General features: G+C 43.2%; 1 protein-coding gene. It reads left to right on the top strand.

The genetic code is table 11. The features are described from left to right. The first annotated feature begins 644 nt into the window (after positions 1-644). On the top strand, positions 645-1106 hold the full coding sequence (locus tag F6J94_RS33750; protein ID WP_293048291.1) for an FHA domain-containing protein: 462 nt from the start codon (positions 645-647) through the stop codon (positions 1104-1106). Positions 1107-1523 lie beyond the last annotated feature (417 nt).

Genomic DNA, 1523 nt, shown 5'->3' with positions numbered 1-1523 from the left:
GGGGCAATCTAGGAGATTGCCCCTTCTACTAAGGTCGTCTATAGTCATAGTGTTTACCAAAAAGTTTGGGTAATCGCGCCCCGTACTTCTAGGACGGCTTTTCCGTCGGATGTGATAGAATAAAAGCATAAGCAATAAACTTTTTCTCAGATAGGTATTATCTAATCATAAGTAGACAACGTAAAAAATATGTATGAGATACGTATTGCGTAATTTGGTCTAACGACTACAACGTCTATGAAAAACTTAGATAAAAAAGTATAAAGGTGCGTTTTCCGTCGGCGAATTAAATTCGCTACGGGTCGCACCCTGTCTATTCCTATAAAAAAGGTACGGTGGGGCACACCGAAACCTAGATCTATGATCTAAACGCTTGGGGAGAAAAGTCCTCTACTTTTTCTGACTCCGGTTTGAAAGAGCCACGACGAGTCGTAGAGCCAAGAATCCCCGTTCTTTTAGGACGGGGAGTGTCAAAGTAGATTCTATATTAATATAGGTGTGCCTTAATTGGGGTGCATGTAAGTCCTTGTAAATCTAAGCAGATATGACTAACTCTGGCAGCCGTTTTGGCTGTATAAGCAAGGAAATCCCACGTCATGTCGGTGGGGGATAGTTAACAGTATCAGGCCGTGAGGACAAAATCCTTGAAAGATGTGACACCGGCGATTACCCTAACCCTACTGCATCCTCTCCAGTCTGTGCCTGTTCAAAGTTGGCCCTTTGAAACAGAATCAGTGATTCGGATTGGCCGGTCAACCGATAATCATGTTATTCTCTATAGCGCTGTAGTTTCCCGTCACCATGTAGAACTACGGCGAAATCCTAATGGTTGGGAAATTATCAGTTTAGGTGCCAATGGCACCTACATGGATGGCAAGCGGATTACCCAAATGCCGGTTATCCATGGGATGATTATTCGTCTAGCTAGTTCCGGTCCGAAAATTCAGATTCATATTAATAGAGAAATGCCTTCAGCAAGGCTGAAGACAATTTTGGATAAGCGTGCCTCTGAAGGAAAGCGGAACATAAATTCATCGAATAATACGTTGATAAATGCCGAAAGCACCCAATCCGATCAAACTGAGTCAACTGAAATGGAAGATTGAACTTTTATGGTAATTGGTAATTGGTAATTCGTCATTAAAATAGGACTTACCCAAAACTGGGGGCTAAACGCGCTTATTTAGTAGGAACCGACGCCGTGGCTTCCTACTGGGGTAGCCAGATTAATTTGATGCATTAGAATTATCCTCCTCTTCTTACCATTTAACCTTTTTCGTCTTATATCAAGTCAGGTTTCGTCTTATATCAAGTCAGGTTTAATACCCATAATTAGAGGGAGGGTGATACCCACCCCTAACCCCGACCAGGAGGGGAATATGGGGAGATGGGGAGATTTTTATTAAGGGTAAATCGGGTAAGTCAGCGGGATTGCTCCCGCTTCGTCCCCAAAGCACCGTGCGAACAAGTCTCCAAGTACACGGCGCAACCAATTCCAAAAGAACTCACTTATCATTGCTACT

The organism is Moorena sp. SIO1F2 (assembly GCF_010672755.1).
Classification (GTDB): Bacteria; Cyanobacteriota; Cyanobacteriia; order Cyanobacteriales; family Coleofasciculaceae; genus Moorena.
This window is presented reverse-complemented; position numbering and strand designations above follow the sequence as displayed.